Origin of the sequence: Crocosphaera sp. UHCC 0190 (assembly GCF_034932065.1) — a bacterium.
Lineage (GTDB): Bacteria > Cyanobacteriota > Cyanobacteriia > Cyanobacteriales > Microcystaceae > UHCC-0190.
Genome location: NZ_JAYGHP010000001.1, coordinates 254,305 through 276,790, shown reverse-complemented (window position 1 = coordinate 276,790; position 22,486 = coordinate 254,305). Strand labels below are relative to the sequence as shown.

The window sequence follows — 22,486 nt, the reverse complement described above, 5'->3', positions numbered from 1 at the left end:
ATTATGATGCCCTTGTTTTTTTCCTTCTCATAGAAAACACGAGAACAAATGCTAAGAGAAATAAAGTGATTATTGAAGCATAACCCCTCGGTAATGCTAGACCTCCATGATCGACCGGTTTAGTCAAAAAATCCCCAAAAGTAGCACCAAATGGCCGTGTAAAGATGAACGCGATCCAGAATAGCAAAACCTCACTCAACTTAGTATGGTAATGAAGGGCAATAACCACACCAATAACCCCAGCAGTGACGAATGCGCCTTGTACATAACTCAGACCCATATTGCTCGTCAGAAAGTCCCCAAAGGCTGTTCCTAGACTGTTTGAGAAGACGATCGCCACCCAATAGGTAGTCTCCGCATCTTGCCTAACAATGGGATAAACGCTGAGATCCCGATCCCGATAGTACCAGATAGCAAGAACGGTCAAAAGTCCAGCCACAAGAATCAGAGAACCTGCCGTATAACCAAGACCCAGAGAACGATCCATCAAGTCTGATACCTCGGTTCCGGCGGTAGTTGTGGCGATGATAGCAGTCCAATACAAGACCGGACGATGTCTGTCAGCTTTGATCTGAATAAATAGGAGAACGGTTAAAATAACAAATGTTACGGCAAAACCCACATAATATCCCAAGTTTAAGGACATTGAAATGAAGTCCCCTGCTGTTTCACCTAGAGTTGTAGCGAGTATCTTCATGATCCAAAAAAAGATAGTAACTGCTGCAACTTTATTCAATTGTCTTTCCCAGTCTTCTTCATTACTTGGCAGTAAAATTCGTTTTTTCGACTTAAAGCTTAAGTAAATAACTAGACTGAAAATTATGGAGAGAAAAAGCATACTGGTTCCCACTGTTCCATAGCCAAAGCCTCCATTTTTAACGGGTTGGGATAGTAAATCACCGATTGATGCACCTAAAGGACGAGTCAAAATATAAGCTAACCAGAATGCTAAGATTGCATTCATTTTGAAGTAATAATAACCAACTGTTATGATGGCAATTGCAGCCCCAAATAATAATGCTGAGTTAGCATAACCTAATCTTAAAGACTCTCCTAGGAAATCTCCTGCTGAAGTACCCAAAGCAAAAGTAAATAAAATAGCTACCCAATAGAAAAGCTCTCTTTTAGTTGTATTTATGGAGTGCATCGCTAAGGTTTTTTCGCTTAAATACCAAAACCCAAACACTGCCAACAAAACCAAACTAAAAACGATGGTAGTTGTTATCAAACTAACGCCAAAATCATCTACTAATCTATCAGTAATTAATGTACCAACAATACTGATTAAAACAACCACAAGCCAGTAACTCAATGGTACATAACGCTTAATCCTAAATTGGTTGAAAAGTGCAATGAGCAGTAAACCACCCATAATATAGGAAGTAACACCTAAACCAAGGTTCATCGTAAATGCAAAAAAATCAGCCCCAGTTTCACCCACTGTGGTTGCTAGAACTTTAATTATCCAGAAGTAAATTGTAATCTCTGGAACCCTATTTAACATCTTTTCCATAATATTTTTTCTGAGTTCTATAATTAATAAATTAATCATCCCCAAAAAATATCAAGAACTTAAAAAGATTTCGCTAAAAATATAATTTTGCTGAATCTCAAGCCTTTTTTATTGCTCTCCAGTTTCAGAATTTGATTTATTTTTTGTGATATTCTGCTTAAAAAATGACTCTAAAGGATGTAAGCGAAAACCAGGGGCTTTATAATCTTTGGGTAGGTAATTCTCCGGTATAGTATTTTGATGTCCATCTCGTACGGCAGCATAGTGGGGAGACAAGATTTCAATGCCAACCTCAGCACATTTATCTTGAATATTTTGATGCAGTTCAGAATAGATATCTCCTACTTCAATTGAATCTTGGGTATAAGCCCTTAATTGATAACTAATGTAAAAATCATCCAGACTAGTTTGCCACACATAGGGGGCAGGATCTTCTAAAATATTTTCGGTTGCTAAGGCGGCATTTACTAAGGTTTCATGCACTAAACGCCAGGGAAGATCATAGCCTAATGTAATGGTTGTATTGAGAATTAGGGGATGCTCTAAATCCCGTAAGCTGGCCGTATAATTAATAATTGTACTAGCAATCATACTCGAATTAGGAACGGTAATAATTTCATTATTTGGGGTACGAATACGAGTAGACAGAATAGTTTTTTCTAAAACAACGCCAAGGTGATTATCAATTTTTATGCGATCGCCGATTTGAAAAGCACGGGTATAAATGATCACAAATCCTCCAATTAAATTGGCAATTGTACTTGCTCCCCCAAAGGTTACTAAGGCCCCAATTAATAGAGAAATTCCTTGAAATGCGGGGGAATCAAACCCAGGTAAATAGGGAAAAATAATGGCTGCTGCTAATGCTACAATCAGGATAACAGTTAAGTTATAAGTAGGTTGGGCCCAGTCTGCATAAAATCCAGGAATTGTCACTCTTTCCTGTTCTATGGCTTTAAAAAATGGTTCACATAAACGAATTAAATAATAAGTTGCTATAATAGTTATAATGATAACAAATAAACTAGGTAAATAACTAATAAATGCCCCCCAAACCTGACCTAAAGCACTATAAAATGAACTAAAAACACTTTTACCAAATCGTTCCGTTTGTGGAAATAAACTTAAAAGTAAAGGGATATAAAAATAGAGAACAATGAGAATAATTGCCCATTTAATTATTCTCAATAATCCTAAAGCAAATTGCTTTTGTTTTTGAACAGTAAAAACACTCCAGTTCTGAATTCTAACGGCTCGAAAGATAACACTTCTATCTTCTATAATTCGACGAGATATTCTAGGAAAAAACCAATTTAAAAATTTAAAAATTAGAATGAATAAAATTGTCGAAACAATTGCCCAAAATGCCCGTAAACCAAGTTGGGATAAGGTTCGTTCTTGCCGATAATTATTAACAGCTATTTTAATTTTTTGTAAATATTCTGTTGCCAGGACATCTAAGGATTGATTTTCGATTTTTGCATCAGCTTCTATTAAGGCAACAACCAATTGCTTATTAGCGGTAATGACCCGAACACCTTCAAGATTAACGATTTTCAAATCATCTGTAGAAATTGAATTGTTATCGGCAAGTTCTTGTAAATTTTGACTAACTTGTGCGGCCCTATCTTGATTAGGAAAACCGGAAATTTCTGCATGAAATTCAAATAAGGTTTCTCCATCTAAAACCACAGGATAAGATTTTTTTTCTTCAGTTGATTTCTGAGATGATTCTGAGGGAGATGAATTTTGAACTAAAATTTCTCCCTGAGCAAAAATATTACTTTGAGCGATGCTCGGAAAATATAAGTGAATACTAAGGAAAACCGATACTGTTAAAGCAATTATAGTTAAAAATTGTAAAAGCTTTTGATTAATTCCTATCATTAATAACCTCTCCAGAAGGGGCAACACATTTAGGATAAAATCATACCCAATAAATTGACCAAATTTTAATGTTTTTTTTAAGCTTTGATTAGTATAATTTTATTGTGAATCCTCTAAAATCTGCTCAGTCCGAAAAAAGTCTTTAAATTTGAATACTTGAATCATTTTTTGAGCAAATATTGATTACAATAAAAATAGCAATATTATCTCAGCGATTATGAATGGGCCAACCGCTACTTTACTAATTTCCTGTCCTGATCAACAAGGGTTAGTGGCTAAATTTGCTAATTTTATCTATGCTAATGGTGGCAATATTATCCATGCGGATCAACATACAGATTTTGAAGCCGGTTTATTTTTAGCCCGAATTGAATGGCAATTAGAAGGATTTAATTTATCTCGTGATATGATTGCTCCAGCTTTTGCCGCCATTGCTAAACCCTTACAAGCCGTTTGGGATATTCATTTTTCGGATACCATTCCTCGCCTAGCTTTATGGGTAACAAAACAAGACCATTGTTTACTCGATTTACTCTGGCGATGGCAAGCCAAAGAACTGCCGGCCGAGATCGCTTTAATTATTAGTAATCATCAAAAGTTAGAAGCGATCGCAGAACAATTTGGCATCGATTTTCACTATCTTTCCATCAATAAAGACAATAAAATTCAACAAGAAGCAAGACAATTAGAAATCTTACGACAGTATCGTATTGATTTAGTTGTTCTCGCTAAATATATGCAAATTCTCACCCCAGAATTTATCCATCATTTTCCCAATGTTATTAATATTCATCACTCATTTCTTCCTGCCTTTGCTGGTGCCAACCCTTACCACCGGGCCCATGAAAGAGGGGTAAAAATTATTGGGGCAACGGCCCATTTTGTCACGGCTGATTTAGATGAAGGGCCGATTATTGAACAGGATGTTGTTAGAGTTTCCCATCGAGATACCATTGCTGATTTAATTCGTAAAGGCAAAGACTTAGAACGGTTTGTTTTAGCTAGGGCCGTGCGTTTACACTTACAACATCGGGTCTTAGTTTACGGTAATCGTACTGTGGTATTTGCTTAACCCTATCAATTGTAAGATCTTGACACCCCATCAACTGTCCTGATTTAGCGAGACACTAAACTAAACCAGAGTTTATAGTGTAGCTACAATGAACCCTATTTTTAAAGATTTTTGCTTGCATTTTGCCAGATTTATGACTCAATCTACTCTATCTAGCCATCAAGTTAAATCCCGAATTTCCCCTTGGTTAATTCGTCTCGCTTATCCCTTAGGATATTGGCTCATAATGCCCTCGTTTTTTGGTCGCCTCACCATTACAGGACAAGAAAATATCCCTAAAACTGGGCCCGTAATTGTGGCCCCTACCCATCGTTCCCGTTGGGATGCCTTGGTAATTCCCTATACCCTTGGCCGCTGGGTGAGTGGTCGAGATTTGCGGTTTATGGTGACATCGAGTGAAATAAAAGGCATTCAGGGCTGGTTTATTCGGCGTTTAGGCGGGTTTCCTATCGATGTAAACCATCCCGCCATGAGTAGTTTAAGACATAGCGTGGAAGTTCTAAAACTTGGGGAAATGTTGGTGATTTTTCCTGAAGGGGGGATTTTTCGAGATACTCAGATTCACCCCTTAAAACGAGGTGTGGCCCGCATTGCCTTAGAAGTAGAGTCTCAACAACCTGGTTGCGGGGTGAAAATTCTGCCAGTAAGTATCCAATACAATCAACCCTATCCCAGTTGGGGAACCCATGTCACAGTTAATATTGGCCCTCCCCTTGATGCTGCTTCCTATGATACCCAAGGGATGAAAAGTAATTCAGAAAAGCTAATTCATGATTTAGAAACCAGTTTGAAGGGGTTACATGAAGGGGAAACCTCATCCCAAGAATTGGCGATCGCTTAGGGTGATTTGGCCTATGATGAAGCAACAATTGACTGAGGTTTAGCAAAAATCATGCGGCCTGCAGAGGTTTGGAGGGCGGAAGTTACTACAACCCTTAACTCTCCCCCTAAATAGTCTTTCCCCTCTTCTACCACTACCATTGTCCCATCTTGTAGATAACCGATGCCTTGGGTGGGTTCTTTCCCAGGTTTAAGAATTTTGAGGTCTAAGGTGTCCCCAGGTAAATAAATGGGGCGAATGGCCTGGGCGATATCATTGACGTTGAGAATGGTCACTTTTTGCAGATTGGCCACCTTGCTCAAATTGTAATCATTGGTCAATAGGGTGCCATTGATTTCTTGAGCAAGATGAACTAATTTTGCGTCAACGGTGGCAATGTCTTCATAATCAGCAGAATGGATCACAATACGTTTAGGAAAGGCTTCTTGCATACGGTTGAGGATATCTAACCCCCGTCGTCCCCTGACCCGTTTTTGATCATTACTCGCATCTGCTAACTGTTGTAACTCCTGTAAGACAAACTGCGGAATCAAAATTTGTCCTTCAATAAATCCCGTGTCTAGGAGTTGTTCAATGCGACCATCAATAATACAGCTAGTATCCACAACTTTCGTTGAAGCTGCTTGTAAGGTGCCTTCGGCCACTAAAAGGGTTTCAATGCTGTTGGGGTTAATCAGTCGTAAAAAGGTGCGTCCATGGGTATCGGCTAAACTAATTCCCATGAAAGAAAACATCACACTTCCCAAAATAGCAGTCATCGGTTTGATAAAGGCAAACTCTTTGGGAATGGGAAGCAGGAAAATTGGGGCTAACATCAGATTAGCAATTAACAGGCCAATAACCAATCCTACGGCCCTTGTTAAAATGACTTCAATGGGAGTCGTCCGAATTCGCATTTCTAAACGACGATAGGTGGTTTGAGCAACTAAACCCAGGGCCAGACCAAGAATTGAGGTAAAACCGGCCCCTAACCACCGTAAAGCATCAATATTGGAGATTTGCCCTTGAACCTCTAAGGGGAGCAAATCTACACTATCAAAACCGACTCCGGCGGCTGCTAGGATAAATATGAGGATAATAATGGCATCAATCATAATTTCTATCTTAATCAATATTGTGGGAGTCAAGAGAAAAAATTAGTAAAGTTTTCCTACAAGTTCCAAATGATTCCCTATTATATCCTTTTGATCGGCTCTTATTGATTATCAACTCGTTTGTTCCTGTTTTAGTTACATAAATTTAGTAATTTTAATAATATTTTTTATCTTTACCCAATCTTTTATGGAAACAATGATTCCTTCCTCAGCTTATCTTCATATCCCTTTTTGTCGTCGTCGCTGTTATTATTGTGATTTCCCGATTTCCGTTTTGGGGGATAAAACTGATATTAATACATCCCTCTCTATTCAAAACTATGTGGATATTTTATGTCAAGAAATTCAAGTTACACCCTCTTATAATGTTCCTTTAAAAACTGTTTTTTTCGGAGGAGGAACCCCTTCTTTATTATCCCCTGTTTATTTGGAGAAAATTTTAACAACGTTAGCTCAACATTTTGGGATTAGCTCTGATGCAGAAATTTCTTTAGAAATGGACCCTGGAACCTTTACATTACAACAATTACAGAGCTATAAAAATCTGGGAGTTAATCGATTTAGTTTGGGAATTCAAGTGTTTCAGGATGAATTATTAGAAAAGTGTGGTCGCTTTCATCGTCTTAAAGATATTGAGAATGCTATTAACTTAATTCATCAAGTTAATATTGATAATTTTAGTTTAGATTTGATCTCTGGTTTGCCTTATCAAACTTTAGAAGCTTGGCAATTTTCCTTAGAAAAAGCGATTGAAATTAACCCTAAACATCTTTCTTGTTATGATTTAGTTTTGGAACCTGTGACAGCTTTTGGTAAACAATATAAACCCGGTAAATTTCCTTTGCCACAGGATGAAATAGCGGCTCAAATGTATCGTTTGACTCAGCAAATATTAACGAATGCAGGATATGAACATTATGAGATTTCTAATTATGCAAAATCCGGTTATCAATGTCTTCATAATCGAGTTTATTGGGAAAATAAGCCTTATTACGCTTTTGGTATGGGAGCAGCAAGTTACACAAATCAACAAAGATTTACTCGGCCTCGCACTCGTCAAACTTATTATGATTGGGTTGAGGAATTATTAAAATCAAATTATTTTATTGATAGTCCTTATTTGACTAATATTGATCATTTACTCGAAACTTTTATGTTGGGTTTAAGACTTAGTGATGGAGTCGATTCATCAAAAATAGTTGCACAATTTGGAAAAGAAATCATGCCAAGAATTTACCAGAAATTATGTCCTTATATTCAACAACAATGGGTTGAATTAATCGATACAAATGGTCATATAATTAGTAATATTAATGATAACAAATGGGGAGAACTAACTAAAATTCGTCTCACTGATCCCGATGGATTTTTAGTATCTAATACAATTTTAGCTACCCTATTTGAAGAATTTGAGTCAGACTCTAAACAATAAATTCAATCCTTAAGATTTTCCATAAAACACTTCAAAAATTAGTAATTCTTGCTATTGTAGTCAAAAGAAAACAATTAAGATAACGATTCAAACTCTAGAGCAATTAAACAGAATATGACTCAGAAAAAATTGGATAATTTAAACCCCAATGGTATTTCTAAACCGAACGGAAATTTCTTTGGACTTTCCACAAGTATTGAAGAATCTAACATTATTTTTTTGTCCGTTCCTTGGGATGTTACTACTTCTTATAATGCAGGTACATCAGAAGGGCCACAAGCTATTTTAGAGGCATCAGTTCAAATAGAATGGGAGGATTTTCATCTTCAAGATGCTTGGAAAATTGGACATGGAACCATTCCAATTAGCTTAGAAATCAAAGAAAAAAATCAAAAAATGCGCTCCATTGCTAAAACTATTATTGATTATCAAACTTATCAAGATAATCCCCTTTCTCTAGCTTTAAAAAAAGACTTAAAAACCATTAATCAAGCTTCAAAAGAACTGAATGATTGGGTTTATGATACCACTAAAAAAATGTTAGAATACAATAAACTAATTGCACTAATTGGGGGCGATCATAGTGTACCGTTGGGATTGATCAAAGCTTTGACAGAAAAACACAATAATTATGGCATTTTACACATAGATGCTCATGCAGATTTACGACAAGCTTATGAAGGTTTTATCTATTCCCATGCTTCAATCATGTACAATGTTTTACAATTAGATTCAATTACCCATTTAGTTCAAGTAGGAATTCGAGATATTTGTGAACAAGAATTAGAAATTATTAGGAATGATCCCCGAATTATAATGTTTAATGATTGGACAATTAAAACGAATCAATATCAAGGAATTTCTTGGGACTTTCAATGTCAGCAAATTGTAGACAAATTACCTGATAAAGTCTATATTAGCTTTGATATTGATGGATTAGATCCGAGATTTTGCCCTAATACCGGAACCCCCGTACCAGGAGGACTGGATTTTAGTCAAGTTGTCTATCTGATTCAAAAAGTTGTAGATGCGGGTAAAGTCATTATAGGCTTTGATCTCTGTGAAGTCGCCCCTGGCAGTGATAATGAATGGGATGGTAATGTGGGGGCAAGACTCCTCTATAAATTGGCTAATTTGATGTATTTGTCTAACCGCTAACCTAGACAAATCTTTAATATTTCTTAAGTTTTTTTGAGAACTTTTCTCCAAAAATTATGTCAAAAAATAGCAATTTAGATTATTCTAAAAATAAGGCTGTTTAAAATTATTCTACAGCGACACCAACACTATGATTTTAGGAAACTTGTGATGAATACCAGACACTTTATGCAGCGCAATTTCCGCCATTTTAACGCAGCAGCTTGTCGAGATGCGGCAGAGGGGTGGGTGAGACATTTACAAACAGGAAATAAAATGTTAGTAACTCTAGCTGGTGCAATGAGTACCGCTGAGTTAGGTATTTCTTTAGCTGAAATGATTCGCGCAGATAAAGTGCATGGAATTTGTTGCACTGGGGCCAATTTAGAAGAAGATATCTTTAATTTAGTTGCCCATAATCACTACAAAAGAATTCCCCATTATCGTTATCTTACCACAGAAGATGAAACAATTTTATTAGATAATGGATTAAATCGGGTAACAGATACCTGTATTCCGGAAGAAGAAGCCATGAGAAAAATCGAAAGTCATCTCTTAACATTATGGCAAAAAGCTGATCGCTCAAATCAAAGATTTTTTCCCTATGAATATACCTATCAGCTACTAGAAAGTGGGCTATTAAAAGATGAGTATCAAATTGATCCTAAAGATTCTTGGGTAATAGCTGCTTGGCAAAAAGGGCTAAAGATTTTTACCCCTGGATGGGAAGATTCCACCCTCGGTAATATGTTTGTTTCCCAGGTTATTAAAGGGAATCTTAGTGATACAAACATCATGAAAAGTGGACTAGAGCAAATGCAAATGTTAGTTAAATGGTATCAAGAAAATACCCAAACAGCTTCCCTTGGTTTTTTTCAAATTGGAGGAGGAATTGCCGGAGATTTTCCTATTTGTGTTGTCCCCTTGATTCAACAAGACTTGAAACTCCCTTGTAAATTATGGGGTTATTTTGCTCAAATTAGTGACTCTACCACCTCCTATGGTTCCTATAGTGGTGCTGTTCCCAATGAAAAGATTACTTGGGGTAAACTAGATGTAGATACCCCTAGCTACGTGATTGAATCAGATGCCACCATTGTTGCGCCCTTGATTTTCAATTATGTGTTAGAAAGTTGAAGAAACTTTTTGATATTATAGCAATGGGGGTATATGCCCCCTAAAATGATTAATAAAAAATCAGGAGATAAATCACCTTGTTAGACGAAAAAGCAAAAAAAACAATGTTACGAAAAATTCCTCATGGACTCTATATTTGTGGGGTCAAGGATGGAGAAGAATTAAATGGATTTACGGCCAGTTGGGTAATGCAGGGGTCTTTTGAACCTCCCCTAGTCATTAACTGTGTCAAAAGTGATTCCGGTTCCCACGCTATGCTAAAAAAAAGCGGAGTTTTCTCCCTCAGTTTCTTAGAAGAGGGACAAAAAGAATTAGCTGCCCAATTTTTTAAACCAAAAAGTCGGGTTGGTAATAAATTTGAAGAGGTGGAATTTTATGAAGGAAAAGAAACGGGATGTCCTATCATTAAAGACTCATTAGGATATGTGGAATGTCGAGTCATTGGTTCCGTAGAAAAGGGTGATCACACCGTCTATGTTGGGGAAGTGATTGGGGCAGGAATTCATCGTGAAGGGAATCCCTTAACTCTCGAAAGTACAGGATGGCAATATGGGGGTTAATAAAAAAAAAATACTTTAAATAAAGTAATAAACTCCACATAATTAATCCCAGATTTTTCCAAGGAAAGATAGGGATCAGAAATCATGATTCCTATCTCTATTTATTGTTACTGATTCAATTTGAGAGATTTCTATGGCTAATTTAATTGAACTGATCTTTAAATCAGATGAAAAAGCAGACTTATTTAATTTTATTGGCGAATTACGTCAATTCGATCATCGTTACTTGTTACGCAATGATATTTTATTAGCCTTTGAGGAGTTTTGCAAAGCCTATGAAAAACCCTCTTCTTATTCTCGAAATTCCCGTCTTAGTCGATTAGTATACTACACTCAAGAAATTATTTTAGAAACAGAAAGCATCTGTCTCGTTTATCGACCAAAAATTGCCAAACAAGAAATTTATCGCATTTATGAAGATTTAGCGGTTGAAGCATTAACTGTCCGAGAATTATTAGATATTCGTGATGATTTTGTGGATCATTTTCATCCAGAAGAAGGAGATGTATTTGAAATTGACCTACAGCCATTTTATGACTACTCTCCAATGATTCGTGATCCTAAAAATATCGGTCAAGGGATGCAATTTATTAACCGTTATCTTTCAAGTAAGCTATTTCAAGATCCTCGTCAATGGTTAGATGCTTTATTTGGATTTTTGAGTATTCATCAATACAATGGCACAACCTTACTGATTAATGGAAGAATTAGAAATCAACGGGAATTATCGGATCAAATTAAAGACTGTTTGAGCTTTGTTAGTAGACTTCCTGATACTCAATCCTATGAAGAATTTCGCTTTGAATTACAAAATATGGGGTTTGAAGCAGGATGGGGAAATACTGCAGGTAGGGTTAAAGAAACCCTAGGAATTCTGGATGAATTAATTGACTCTCCTGATGATCGCGTTTTAGAAGCCTTTCTATCTCGAATTCCCATGATTTTTCGGATTGCTTTAGTGTCTATTCATGGATGGTTTGGACAAGAAGCAGTGTTAGGTCGCCCTGACACAGGAGGACAAGTTGTTTACATAATTGATCAGGCAAGAAATCTTGAAAAACAACTAAAAGAAGATATTACTTTGGCCGGATTAGATTCTCTACAAATTGAGCCAAAAGTCATTATCTTAACCCGCTTAATTCCTAACAGCGAAGGGACTAAATGTAATCAACGCTTAGAACGAATTCATGGAACAGAAAATGTCTGGATTCTGCGAGTTCCTTTCCGAGAATATAATCCTAATATCACCCAAAATTGGGTGTCTCGATTTGAAGTTTGGCCCTATTTAGAAACCTTTGCTATTGATGCGGAAAAAGAATTATTAGCCGAGTTTCAAGGAAATCCTGATTTAATTGTTGGCAACTATTCTGATGGAAACTTAGTCGCTTTTTTACTAGCAAGACGCTTAAAGGTTACTCAATTTAATATTGCCCATGCCTTAGAAAAATCCAAATATTTATTTAGTAACTTATACTGGCAAGATTTAGAAAATGTTTATCACTTTTCTTTACAATTCACGGCTGATTTAATCGCCATGAATGCTGCAAACTGTATAATTTCTAGTACCTATCAAGAAATTGCTGGTTTTCCTGATAGTGTAGGGCAATATGAATCTTATCAGAGTTTTACCATGCCCGATCTTTACCATGTTGTTCATGGAATTGAGTTATTTTCTCCTAAATTTAATGTTGTTCCTCCTGGTGTCAACGAAACTGTTTATTTTCCCTACAGCCAAGAAGAAAATAGACTTTCTAGTAAAATTAATCAACTAGAAGAATTACTGTTTGTCAATGAGGATTCTGAACATATTTTTGGGGTTTTAGAAGATCCCAAAAAACGACCAATTTTTTCCATGGGACGATTGGATAGGATTAAAAATATTGCTGGATTAATTGATATTTTTGGTCATTCGACCGAACTTCAAAAACGATGTAATTTAATTATTGTCACAGGCAAACTGTCTGTTTTTGAAGCCGCAAATGATCAAGAAAGGGAAGAAATTGAGCGCGTTTATCATCTGATTAATGTCTATAATTTACATGGAAAAATTCGCTGGTTAGGAATAAGATTGCCGAAAACAGAAGCTGGAGAAATTTACAGAGTTATTGCTGATCATCGCGGAATTTTTGTTCAATCATCATTATTTGAGCCTTTTGGCTTAACAATTTTAGAGGCAATGGTGTCAGGTTTACCGACATTTGGGACTAAATTTGGTGGCCCTTTAGAAATTATTCAAGATCAAGTGAATGGCTTCTATATTAATCCTACAAACCTTGAAGAAACTGCCGATAAAATTTTAGAATTTATCACTAAATGTGAGGAGAATTCTGGTTTTTGGGAATTTATTTCTAAACAAGCAATTGAAAGAGTCCAGAATCACTATACTTGGACAACTCATACGAAACAATTGCTTTCTTTAGCCAGGGTTTATGGCTTTTGGAATTTTACTTCAAAAGAAAACCGAGAAGATATGTTGCGCTATCTAGAAGCTCTCTTTTATCTTATTTATAAACCTCAGGCAAAATCTTTGTTAGATGAACATATGCAACGCTAACTGATACTCTTAAGTTGGGTAAGCTATTTTTATTCAACTTTTTTCAGGAAAATAACAGAGATCGCTTATTAATAAAGGTCGCTTCATTGCACTATAATAAATATTAAATTAATTTAATTGAAGCCTTAGAGTGATTTTTTGAAACCGCTAGTCCCTCAGAAATTACTCATCGGTTACACAGTGAAGTCTTTATTACTAGGTTGATTGTGGTAAAATCTTGAGAGAATCTGGTCATATTAGAATACTACTAATTGAAAAAATAAAGCTTGAAAGAGTTTATTAATATTATTTTAGAATAATTAATCAGTAAATAACTAAGATTTTCAATTATTGTTGGTAAATGATAAGTTTTCTTCAATCTCCATTACATGAATGCCTTTAAGGGTTTATAGGAGTGGTATCCTATGGCACAATAGGAAGGATTGACCTTGGAACCGATCGCATAGAAAATTTAACAAAGAACGCTCCTAATAACCCAGATGACTGCAACTTTACAAGCACCTCCGAAAACCCGTCGCGTCGTTTTCCCCTTTACGGCCATTGTGGGCCAAGAAGAGATGAAACTGGCCCTACTCCTCAACGTCATTGACCCGAAAATTGGGGGTGTAATGATTATGGGCGATCGCGGCACAGGAAAATCCACCACTATCCGCGCTTTAGCTGACTTACTCCCCGAAATAGAAGTCATTGCTAACGATCCCTTCAATTCCCATCCCACTGATCCCGACATGATGAGCGATACTGCGCGTCAACAGTTAGAAGACGGTATTCCCTTCCAAATTGCCCAGAAAAAAGTCATCATGGTAGACTTACCCCTTGGCGCAACAGAAGATCGGGTCTGTGGTACCATTGACATTGAAAAAGCCCTATCAGAAGGGGTAAAAGCCTTTGAACCTGGTTTGTTAGCCAAAGCCAATCGCGGTATCCTCTATGTAGACGAGGTTAACCTTCTGGATGACCACTTAGTTGATGTGCTGCTAGACTCTGCGGCCAGTGGTTGGAATACCGTCGAAAGAGAAGGTATTTCTATTCGTCACCCGGCCCGATTTGTGTTGGTAGGGTCAGGAAACCCCGAAGAAGGAGAATTACGGCCCCAACTCCTTGATCGCTTTGGAATGCACGCCGAAATTCATACCGTTAAAGAACCGGCCCTAAGAGTCCAAATTGTGGAACAACGCTCCGAATTTGACAGCGATCCCCAAAAATTCTGTGAAACCTATCAATCTCAACAGGATGACCTCCAAAATAGCTTAGTCAGGGCCCAAAATCTTCTACCCTCCGTTAACATTGACTATGATTTACGGGTCAAAATCTCGGAAGTTTGCTCAGAATTAGATGTAGATGGACTCAGGGGAGATATTGTCACCAACCGCGCAGCAAAAGCGTTAGCCGCCTTTGAAGGACGCACAGAGGTAACTGTAGACGATATTCGACGCACAATGGTGTTATGTTTACGCCACCGCTTGCGGAAAGATCCCCTAGAAACTATTGATTCTGGTTATAAAGTCGAAAAAGCCTTTAATCGAGTATTTGGCCTAGAAACTCAGGAAAATTAACCCATTTGTAGGGTGGAGAATGCCCACCCTACTCAACTTGAATTTTACCTGATGGGGAAGGGGATCAATAGCGCAAAATCAAGGCAATTCGCTGATGAATAGAGAGGGTTCCATCATCCACCATAGCGACATCTCCCCCCTTAGCCAGCACAACTTCGATAATTTCATCTACGGCATCATCCATTACCTCTGTACCCCCTGGTTCATCCACTAACTGAAACTGGCCGTCTTCCGTTAAAATCGCTGGTACATGGTAATTTTTTTCAACCAGAAGCAATTTACCTCGACCTTCTTGAGCGAGTCGCCAGGCTTCCCCGATGGTAGAAACGAAGGTTTTGGTTCCCATGGCCGCATCTAAGGATTCTAGTGCATCTTGGCGTTGCTTTTCCCGCGCAGATTGTACAATCGGCCACACATCAGGGAGCAGTTCAGGGATTGTCGCTTTATCAAAATTGCCCGTCAAAGTTCCTGCGATCGCATTCGTATATTGGGAAACTTCCTGAAAAAAGGATATTTGTCGAACGACCCCACCGACAATCAATAGGGGTGATTCATCCTCAACATAGGACGTGAAGGCTCTATCTACCTGTTGAAAAAAGCGACGATGCCGATCATCTACATAACTCGAATCAGCGTCGTAAGGAATCGTTTCTGTCGCTCCAGGCCCAGTCATGGGCATTGGGAAGTTTTCGTCTTGAACTTCCTCTAAGGTTTCCCCAGTGCCAGCTAGTAAGCGCGTAGAGGCTTGACTTAAGAGAAAAACCCAATAGGATTGGGAGCGATGCAAACCATAAACTAAATCTCGTGTTGCAAAGGTTTTATCAATGATTACCCGTGCGGGGACAGAAAACGGGAGGTCATAAATCTTGCCAAAGTCATGACTAACAAATATTGCCAAACCATCCAATGTATAGCGATAGTCAATTTCGTTGACAAGGGTTTCCAATCTATTGAGTAAAGGTTCTAATTCGCGGACAGAAAATTCTTCCTTCAGCCGATTTGTTGCCTCATCAACCAGATTTTTAACCAGAATGGGATCTTTTTTGTTATCAGGGGATGTCCGATGGGTGGGTAATAAAATAGAAAGAGCGGGAATCTTGATCAAAGATTGCAATTGTTTAAGATCTCGACGAGTGATCATGAATATTGCCTATCTGGTTGTAAATTGAGTTCAAGTGTAACATTTACTACTTATTCTTCACCATCAGAGGTGCTTGAGAGGGGTGAAGAATCAAAATTAACCCAGGCCATGATTAACTCATAACCTAAACTAAGGATGACTGGGCCAATAAATAAACCCAAAATTCCATGGGCTAAAGTTCCCCCAAGAACACCGATTAAAATAATGACTGTAGGAACAGGTAGCCCTTGGCCCATTAAAATTGGTTTGAGGATATTATCCACCAGAGTCGTCGGAACCATCCAAAGAGTAAAAAGTAATGCGCTAGGGGTAGTCATGGTTGACCAAGCAAAGATGATGGCAGGAAACACCACTAACCCCGGCCCGATTTGAACAATGGCTAAAACTAAACAGAGAAGCGTCAATAAAGCAGCAAAGGGAATTTGAGCGACTATCAAACCAAGACCAATGAGAAGACTTTGTAAGATAGCAACCCCAATGATGCCACGAGTCACCCCGCGAATGGTAGCAGTGGCCAGTTGCAAAAACCCTTGTCCTTGTTTTGGGGTCAACCTTAAGACAACCTGACTCAGCCGACGGTTTAGCCCCTCAGCATTGATCATCAGTAATCCAGCCAGGATAATAGAAACGATAAACTTCAGTAGAACTAGACCAATATTAGCGGCTAAAAATAACAAGTTTTTGGCTAAAGCCTCAAGTTGTGGCTGAAATCTAGCCAATACCGCTCCTAAGTTGACTGATGCTGATTGCCAAATATTATTGACCCTTTCTCCAATTAGGGGCCAAGTAGCGACACCTTCGGGGGGAGGTGGGATGAGCAAATTACCGGCCGCAAGATAATCGGCGAAGGTATCAACATTACCGACGAAAACAGTGGCCATCAAACTTACCGGGCCAATAATAACAGCCACACCCAGTAAGGTGAGAATTGTCCCGGATAATTTTCCCTGTCCCCCTAAACGGGCTTTTAGCCATAAGAATAGGGGAAATATGGCGATCGCTAAAATAACTCCCCAGAGAATAATCTCGATGAAGGGACGCAGCAGAATAAAACACCAAACAAATAGCAAGCTGATCACAAAGAGTTTGATGATCAGATCGAGAACATTAAAACGATTTTCCATAACTTGAATTTTATTGGGATAAATAACCTCAAAAAAATACCATTAAATTATTGTCTACAATAATTCTTTCTCAAAAAAATAATGAAATCTTAACTCCTAATACTTAGCATCTGTATCTATGATCGATTGAGAGAGATAATAGTCTATCTCTGCTAAGTGATCAACCTGTGCAGTAATTCCTATGGATAAGCAACAACTCTGGCAACGTTACCAAGACTGGCTTTATTATCACGAAGGATTAGGATTATATCTTGATATTAGTCGGATGCGCTTTGATGATGCCTTCGTTGACAGTCTCAAGCCCAAATTTGAGAAAGCCTTTCAAGATATGGAAGCCTTAGAAAGTGGGGCGATCGCTAACCCCGATGAAGGACGTATGGTGGGACATTATTGGTTACGGGCCCCAGAATTAGCCCCCAATGATGACGTGAGAAAGGAAATTACCCAACCCCTCGCACAAATTGCTGATTTTGTGAAAAAGGTACATGAGGGAACCATTAAACCCCCCACTGCTGACAAGTTTACCGATGTTCTCTCCGTTGGTATCGGTGGTTCTGCATTAGGGCCCCAATTTGTAGCCGAGGCCCTCTCCCCAGACTTCCCCCCCATGGCCATTCATTTTATTGATAATACTGATCCGGCAGGTATTGATCGCCTCCTAACCCGCATTGGCGATCGCCTCAAAAGTACCCTAGTTCTGATCACCACCAAGTCTGGTGGGACTCCCGAAACTCGTAACGGGATGTTAGAACTTAAACACGCTTATGAAGTCAAAGGGTTAGCCTTTGAACCCCATGCAGTGGCTGTTACCATGCCAGGCAGTAACATGGATAAGTTAGCGACAAACTGGTTAGCTAGGTTTCCCATGCAAGACTGGGTGGGGGGACGAACTTCTGAACTTTCGGCCGTTGGTTTATTGCCCGCGGCCCTGCAAGGCATTGATATTCAAGCCATGTTAGCAGGAGCGAAAGAGATGGATGAAGCAACCAGGGTTAAAGATATTAAGACAAACCCCTCAGCTTTATTAGCCCTTGCTTGGTATTATTCGGGAAATGGGAAAGGGGAAAAAGATATGGTGATCCTTCCCTATAAAGATAGTTTGCTGTTGTTTAGTCGTTATTTACAACAGTTGGTCATGGAATCCTTAGGAAAGGAAAAAGATCTTGATGGCAATACGGTTTATCAAGGTATTGCCGTTTATGGGAATAAAGGATCAACAGATCAACACGCTTATGTTCAACAATTAAGGGAAGGAGTTCCTAACTTTTTTGCTACCTTTATTGAAGTGTTAGAAGATGGCCGTGCAATTCCGTTTGAATTAGAACCTGGGGTAACGGCAGGAGACTATTTATCAGGGTTTATTCAAGGAACCAGACAAGCATTGTATGAGAATAACCGCGACTCTATTACCATTAGCATTCCCCAAGTTAATCCTCGCATTGTTGGGGCCTTAATTGCGCTGTATGAACGGACAGTCAGTTTCTATGGATCTTTAGTTAATGTTAATGCTTATCATCAACCTGGAGTAGAAGCAGGGAAGAAGATGGCCGCTTCTATTTTAGACTTACAAACCCAAGTCCAAAAGGTGATTCAAGAAACGAATGAAGCCTTAGATATGATGACTTTGGCAGAAAAAGCAGGATCGCCCGATGCTGTGGAAGCAGTGTATAAAATTGTCCGCCATTTAGCCGTAAATGGTCGCGGTGTGGCTTTAAAAGGCGATCTTAGTGATCCTTCTAGTCTTAAGGTTTCGGCGGGTTAACAATATAACAATAATCTATCGCAGGATGTATTAAGGTTAGAATATTTACTGACCCTAAAACCTTGTGATGTAGGGGTCAACGGCCGTTGACCCCTAGGCTATTCTTGGCAAAGTTTAGTTTTAATAGATTAAAAAATCTCTCTAGCATAAGTAAAGAGATTTGTCAAGTTATTTTCTTTTCTTAAGCTTGATGACGGGAATAATCATCTTGGAAGCGAATAATATCATCTTCCCCTAGATATTCGCCATTTTGTACTTCAATCAGAATGAGCTTAATCACGCCTGGATTTTCTAAACGGTGGTTTGTACACTGAGGAACATAGGTAGATTGATTAGCACCGAGGATTTCTTCTGTATCCCCACAAGTCACTTTGGCCGTTCCTGATACGACAATCCAATGTTCACTACGGTGATGGTGCATTTGTAAGCTGAGACGATGGCCAGGATTTACTTCAATACGTTTGATCTTATATCCGGGCCCTTCTTCTAGGGTAGTAAATGATCCCCAAGGACGGGTTTCTGTCGCAGAGACTCCGCTATGAGAAACAGTAAAAGGAATGGAGACAATATCATTTTTGGTGTTTTCTTTAGCTTGAACCATATTATTAATCCTCAAAGGAGTAAAAGCGAAATTTTTAAGCAGCTAACTCGATTCTTGAACACAATAGCATAAATTAGTAAAAATGGCTGTGATCTAGACTTCCTAATGCCTTGAATTTTCAAGAAAAATCAGGATAAAAGTCCTGCAAGACTTGCCGCCATAATTATTAGAATAGGGACTCACTCATAAGATATAACGATTAGAATTTAGGTCGGCCCCCTGCCTCCTCTGACAAGGGAATAGCAAAGATTGACATTAGTGCTGAATTTTGTTATGTTATCTTAACAATTGAGGCATATTTTTCAAAAGTTACCAAAATTTAGACAAAGCCCTGTCAAGGGTTTTTCGGCATTGGGTTAGGTTTTAGACTTTATTTCATCAGTGATTAAGCTTTATTGGCTCTCTCAGATTGAATCCCAGGATCATGCCGTTGTGGGAGAAAAAGCGTGGATGTTGAGCCAACTCGCCCAGAGTGGTTATCCCGTGTTTCCTGGTTTTGTGATTAGTTCTACAGTTTTTCGGCAATTTCTTGAGGATTTAAACGATGTCAGTTCACTTCTAGCTGATTTTCCCACATCTTCTCTGTATTTAGATGTTGATAATCCTCGCGCTTTGCAATTGGTGGCCCAACAGAGTCGCCAAGCCATTTTAAGTGCAGCTTTTCCGGTGGAATGGCATGAAAGTTTAGGAGAAGCAACCGCCGCTCTCCAAGCCTCATTCTTAATTTTACGTGCCTCTTTAAGTGGGCAATTTCCCCCTCAGCAAGACTTTTCTGGGTTAACTCCGGCCCAAGTCTGTGAAAATTCTCCCCAAAATTTGGAATTGGCCATTAAACAAATGTGGGCCCAATTATTAAGTGCCAAAAGCTTATTTTATTGGCAACGTTTGGGGATTAGAATTGACCAGTTAAACTTCGCCATTTTAGTACAACCCATGGTTCAGGCGATCGCCTCAGGGACAGGGACTAATTATGAAAATCATTGCGAAATTCAGGGGAATTGGGGGTTAGGTTATAGTTTATTACAGGGGGAAATTTTACCGGATAGTTGGGAAATTGAGACCTTAACCGGAGCAATTATTAAACAAGAAATTGGCAATAAAATCCGCGCCTATCGTCTGAAAGCCTCTCTAGAAAATCCAGACAGTACAGATAGTTGCTTAGAACCCTATTTACTGAGTAATGAAGAACAAGGACAATCCTGTTTAGATCTAGAGTCCCTAACGGAATTATGGCAACTAATTAAGAGGTTACAAGACCATCAAATTTATTGGGAATCTTTAGAATGGCTCAAACTCGAATCGAGCGATCGCTTATCTTCTTCATGGGCGATCGCGCAATTGTTGCCCTCCCTCTCCACTCAAAGGACACCATTGATAACCCAACACAGTTCGATCTCCCCCTCTCAATCTCAATTAATAGGCATTGGGGCTGCTCCTGGTCGTATTCAGGGGAAAATCTATGTATTAACCCAAGAGAGTCGGCCTAAACCGACTCAATTAGAGGGGAGTATTCTTGTTACTCAAAAAATTCACCCTTTTCAACTATCTTGGCTTAAGCAAGCCGCAGGGATAATTACGGAAGAAGGAGGAATGACAAGCCATGCAGGGATTTTAGCCAGAGAATTAGGCATTCCGGCGGTGGTGGGGGTGTCTGGTGTTACCAGTTGGTTACAAACCGGGGATGTAATTTTATTGGATGGCAACAGAGGAAGTATTTTTTTGAATATCATTGACGAGTCAAATGTGAGCCTTGAAAAGCCCTTATTGTCACCAGAAAAAACAACTTATAATTATCCTCTTGGCACAAAATTGATGGTTAATTTGAGTCAACCTAGTTCCTTGGTGCAAGTGATGGATTTACCTATTGATGGACTAGGATTAATTCGCTCAGAATTAATGTTGTTAGATTTATGTCCCCCCGCTTCCCTAACAGAATGGCTGATCCATGCTCAGCCATCAGAGATTGTCGAAAAGCTGAAACAAAGGATAGGCCAATTTGCTGAAGTTTTTGCTCCCCATCCCATTTTTTATCGAACCTTTGATGATAAATTTTCCACGGATCAAGATCGTCGAGGTACTTTAGGATATCAGCTTGATTCAACCCTATTTCGCTTAGAATTACAGGCTTTATCTGATGTTTATCAGCAAGGATTTACTAATCTGAATTTGATTTTACCCTTTGTGCGAACCGTCGAAGAATTCCGTTTTTGTCGCCAGCTTATTGCAGAATTTAACTTAATTTCTTCCGATGCTTTTCAACTGTGGATTATGGCAGAAGTTCCTGGGGTCATTTTTCAATTATCTGATTATGTCCAAGCTGGGGTGCAAGGGGTGGCTATTGGAACTAATGATTTAGTGCCTTTATTGTTAGGCTTCAATCGAGATCATCCCCAGTTTAATGATACTTCTTTTCCTTATTCATCGGCTATATTAGGGGCCCTGAAAGCCTTAATTCAAGAGGCAAAAACTCTCAATATTCCTTGTTCAATTTGTGGTCAATTGATTGTTCAATCTCCCCAAATTATTGAACAGTTGGTACAGTGGGGAATTACCACGATTTCTGTGGAACCCGAAGCAGTAACTGCTACTTATCAGGGGATTGCCCGTGCTGAACAAAGGTTAATCTTAGAATGGGCTAGAGAAAGATCATTACTGAAAAAGCCCTAGAGGGGAAAGGCTTTCCCTTGCTTCTTTTTAATCAGACAAAGGTAAAACTTATCACTTATTACTTAACACTTATTACTTGTGAAAAAAGAGAATCTAACTTTTCTTCACCGTTAAGACGATAAATATCATCACAACCTCCAATATGTTGATCATTAATAAAAATCTGCGGAACGGTTCTTTTTCCGTTAGCCCGTTGTGCCATTTTTTCCCTAGCAACTTCATCCCCATCTATCTTATATTCCGTAAAATTAACCCCTTTCCACCAGAGTAAAAATTTAGCGCGAATACAAAAAGGACAAGTTTGCCAAGTATAGATTTCTACCTTAGCTTTAATCTTTTCAGGATGACGACCCAACAGAGAATCCAGGAAATTCAACATGGTGTAACCTCTAATTTGTTTATTTTTTA

17 protein-coding genes are annotated in these 22,486 nt (G+C 38.6%); 10 read left to right on the top strand and 7 right to left on the bottom strand.

Annotated elements, in window-relative coordinates; genetic code table 11:
* Position 1: 1 nt before the first annotated feature.
* Both VB715_RS01340 and VB715_RS01335 read right to left on the bottom strand, forming a co-directional pair.
* The gene (locus VB715_RS01340) at positions 2-1,513 is read right to left on the bottom strand and encodes a hypothetical protein (protein WP_323299396.1); all 1,512 of its coding nucleotides are present in this window, start codon (positions 1,511-1,513) and stop codon (positions 2-4) included.
* A gap of 108 nt (positions 1,514-1,621) precedes the next feature.
* On the bottom strand, positions 1,622-3,400 hold the full coding sequence (locus VB715_RS01335) for a mechanosensitive ion channel family protein (protein ID WP_323299395.1): 1,779 nt from the start codon (positions 3,398-3,400) through the stop codon (positions 1,622-1,624).
* 217 nt (positions 3,401-3,617) lie between these two features.
* Here VB715_RS01335 and purU point away from each other — a divergent pair, with 217 nt between their 5' ends.
* Positions 3,618-4,472: a formyltetrahydrofolate deformylase gene (gene purU, locus VB715_RS01330; RefSeq protein ID WP_323299394.1), complete on the top strand. Its 855-nt coding sequence runs from the start codon at positions 3,618-3,620 to the stop codon at positions 4,470-4,472.
* 133 nt (positions 4,473-4,605) lie between these two features.
* Complete coding sequence (locus tag VB715_RS01325) at positions 4,606-5,313, top strand: 1-acyl-sn-glycerol-3-phosphate acyltransferase (RefSeq protein WP_323299393.1); 708 nt, start codon at positions 4,606-4,608, stop codon at positions 5,311-5,313.
* A gap of 11 nt (positions 5,314-5,324) precedes the next feature.
* Here the strand turns inward: VB715_RS01325 and VB715_RS01320 are convergent, their stop codons facing one another.
* Positions 5,325-6,407 (bottom strand): PIN/TRAM domain-containing protein, encoded by a 1,083-nt coding sequence (locus tag VB715_RS01320; RefSeq protein ID WP_323299392.1) that lies wholly within the window; start codon positions 6,405-6,407, stop codon positions 5,325-5,327.
* Positions 6,408-6,594: 187 nt separating this feature from the next.
* Between VB715_RS01320 and hemW the strand changes: the two genes are divergently transcribed.
* From hemW to bchI, 6 genes are all read left to right on the top strand, one after another.
* Entirely contained in the window at positions 6,595-7,839 is a 1,245-nt protein-coding gene (gene hemW / locus VB715_RS01315) for a radical SAM family heme chaperone HemW (RefSeq protein WP_323299391.1), read from the top strand.
* Between the two features lie 114 nt (positions 7,840-7,953).
* Complete coding sequence (locus tag VB715_RS01310) at positions 7,954-8,997, top strand: agmatinase family protein (RefSeq protein ID WP_323299390.1); 1,044 nt, start codon at positions 7,954-7,956, stop codon at positions 8,995-8,997.
* A 150-nt stretch (positions 8,998-9,147) separates the two neighbouring features.
* On the top strand, positions 9,148-10,113 hold the full coding sequence (locus VB715_RS01305; RefSeq protein WP_323299389.1) for a deoxyhypusine synthase family protein: 966 nt from the start codon (positions 9,148-9,150) through the stop codon (positions 10,111-10,113).
* A 77-nt stretch (positions 10,114-10,190) separates the two neighbouring features.
* Positions 10,191-10,673: a flavin reductase family protein gene (locus VB715_RS01300; RefSeq protein WP_323299388.1), complete on the top strand. Its 483-nt coding sequence runs from the start codon at positions 10,191-10,193 to the stop codon at positions 10,671-10,673.
* Positions 10,674-10,806: 133 nt separating this feature from the next.
* On the top strand, positions 10,807-13,227 hold the full coding sequence (locus tag VB715_RS01295) for a sucrose synthase (RefSeq protein WP_323299387.1): 2,421 nt from the start codon (positions 10,807-10,809) through the stop codon (positions 13,225-13,227).
* Between the two features lie 479 nt (positions 13,228-13,706).
* Complete coding sequence (gene bchI, locus VB715_RS01290; RefSeq protein WP_323299386.1) at positions 13,707-14,783, top strand: magnesium chelatase ATPase subunit I; 1,077 nt, start codon at positions 13,707-13,709, stop codon at positions 14,781-14,783.
* A gap of 64 nt (positions 14,784-14,847) precedes the next feature.
* Here bchI and VB715_RS01285 read toward each other — a convergent pair whose 3' ends face one another.
* Together VB715_RS01285 and VB715_RS01280 are read right to left on the bottom strand one after the other, a co-directional pair.
* Positions 14,848-15,924: a hypothetical protein gene (locus VB715_RS01285; protein WP_323299385.1), complete on the bottom strand. Its 1,077-nt coding sequence runs from the start codon at positions 15,922-15,924 to the stop codon at positions 14,848-14,850.
* A gap of 50 nt (positions 15,925-15,974) precedes the next feature.
* A complete protein-coding gene (locus tag VB715_RS01280; RefSeq protein WP_323299384.1) occupies positions 15,975-17,048 on the bottom strand; it encodes an AI-2E family transporter in 1,074 nt (357 codons plus the stop codon).
* 181 nt (positions 17,049-17,229) lie between these two features.
* On the opposite strand from VB715_RS01280, the gene VB715_RS01275 reads away from it, so the two are divergent.
* Complete coding sequence (locus VB715_RS01275) at positions 17,230-18,810, top strand: glucose-6-phosphate isomerase (protein ID WP_323299383.1); 1,581 nt, start codon at positions 17,230-17,232, stop codon at positions 18,808-18,810.
* A 181-nt stretch (positions 18,811-18,991) separates the two neighbouring features.
* On the opposite strand, the gene VB715_RS01270 is transcribed toward VB715_RS01275, so the two are convergent.
* Positions 18,992-19,411 carry a phosphomannose isomerase type II C-terminal cupin domain gene (locus VB715_RS01270; protein ID WP_323299382.1) on the bottom strand — a complete coding sequence of 140 codons (420 nt, stop codon included), beginning with the start codon at positions 19,409-19,411 and terminating at the stop codon, positions 18,992-18,994.
* Positions 19,412-19,792: 381 nt separating this feature from the next.
* Here VB715_RS01270 and VB715_RS01265 point away from each other — a divergent pair, with 381 nt between their 5' ends.
* Positions 19,793-22,078 (top strand): putative PEP-binding protein, encoded by a 2,286-nt coding sequence (locus tag VB715_RS01265; RefSeq protein WP_323299381.1) that lies wholly within the window; start codon positions 19,793-19,795, stop codon positions 22,076-22,078.
* A 58-nt stretch (positions 22,079-22,136) separates the two neighbouring features.
* Here VB715_RS01265 and grxC read toward each other — a convergent pair whose 3' ends face one another.
* Positions 22,137-22,457, bottom strand: coding sequence for a glutaredoxin 3 (gene grxC / locus VB715_RS01260; protein WP_323299380.1), 321 nt, complete (start codon positions 22,455-22,457; stop codon positions 22,137-22,139).
* Between the last annotated feature and the right edge of the window lie 29 nt (positions 22,458-22,486).

Excerpts from the sequence above, each read along its gene's own strand:
- bchI (WP_323299386.1), top strand. The coding sequence starts at position 13,707 with ATGACTGCAACTTTACAAGCACCTCCGAAAACCCGTCGCGTCGTTTTC.
- purU (WP_323299394.1), top strand. The coding sequence starts at position 3,618 with ATGAATGGGCCAACCGCTACTTTACTAATTTCCTGTCCTGATCAACAA.
- hemW (WP_323299391.1), top strand. The coding sequence starts at position 6,595 with ATGGAAACAATGATTCCTTCCTCAGCTTATCTTCATATCCCTTTTTGT.
- grxC (WP_323299380.1), bottom strand. The coding sequence starts at position 22,457 with ATGTTGAATTTCCTGGATTCTCTGTTGGGTCGTCATCCTGAAAAGATT.
- VB715_RS01340 (WP_323299396.1), bottom strand. The coding sequence starts at position 1,513 with ATGGAAAAGATGTTAAATAGGGTTCCAGAGATTACAATTTACTTCTGG.
- VB715_RS01325 (WP_323299393.1), top strand. The coding sequence starts at position 4,606 with ATGACTCAATCTACTCTATCTAGCCATCAAGTTAAATCCCGAATTTCC.
- VB715_RS01305 (WP_323299389.1), top strand. The coding sequence starts at position 9,148 with ATGAATACCAGACACTTTATGCAGCGCAATTTCCGCCATTTTAACGCA.
- VB715_RS01320 (WP_323299392.1), bottom strand. The coding sequence starts at position 6,407 with ATGATTGATGCCATTATTATCCTCATATTTATCCTAGCAGCCGCCGGA.
- VB715_RS01285 (WP_323299385.1), bottom strand. The coding sequence starts at position 15,924 with ATGATCACTCGTCGAGATCTTAAACAATTGCAATCTTTGATCAAGATT.
- VB715_RS01310 (WP_323299390.1), top strand. The coding sequence starts at position 7,954 with ATGACTCAGAAAAAATTGGATAATTTAAACCCCAATGGTATTTCTAAA.
- VB715_RS01275 (WP_323299383.1), top strand. The coding sequence starts at position 17,230 with ATGGATAAGCAACAACTCTGGCAACGTTACCAAGACTGGCTTTATTAT.
- VB715_RS01270 (WP_323299382.1), bottom strand. The coding sequence starts at position 19,411 with ATGGTTCAAGCTAAAGAAAACACCAAAAATGATATTGTCTCCATTCCT.
- VB715_RS01295 (WP_323299387.1), top strand. The coding sequence starts at position 10,807 with ATGGCTAATTTAATTGAACTGATCTTTAAATCAGATGAAAAAGCAGAC.
- VB715_RS01280 (WP_323299384.1), bottom strand. The coding sequence starts at position 17,048 with ATGGAAAATCGTTTTAATGTTCTCGATCTGATCATCAAACTCTTTGTG.
- VB715_RS01335 (WP_323299395.1), bottom strand. The coding sequence starts at position 3,400 with ATGATAGGAATTAATCAAAAGCTTTTACAATTTTTAACTATAATTGCT.